A 282-nucleotide genomic window follows, 5' to 3' on the forward strand; every position below is an offset into this window, starting at 1 on the left:
TGACGCAGACGGGGATGCAAGAGCGCCTGCCGGCTGCGGCCGAAGCGGGATTGGCGATACCGGTGCTGCTGCTCGATGGCGCCGAAGACGGCGCGGCCATGGCGCGTCAAGCATCGCACAACCCCGACCCGGCGCAGCTGGGCTTGACGGCGCGGCACCTGGCGTATGTGATCTATACCTCGGGCTCGACTGGAGTGCCCAAGGGGGTGATGGTGGCACATCGCAGCGTGCTGCGATTGGTCATCAATAATCCCTATGTACATATCACCGCGAAGGATTGCT

Annotated in this window: 1 pseudogene; it reads left to right on the top strand. The window is 63.8% G+C overall.

Features of this window, described 5'->3' with window-relative positions:
- Positions 1 to 110: 110 nt before the first annotated feature.
- A pseudogene (locus tag KVP70_RS35785) lies at positions 111 to 282 on the top strand (AMP-binding protein); the annotation flags it as partial.

Origin of the sequence: Duganella violaceipulchra (assembly GCF_019166075.1) — a bacterium.
Classification (GTDB): domain Bacteria; phylum Pseudomonadota; class Gammaproteobacteria; order Burkholderiales; family Burkholderiaceae_D; genus Rugamonas; species Rugamonas violaceipulchra.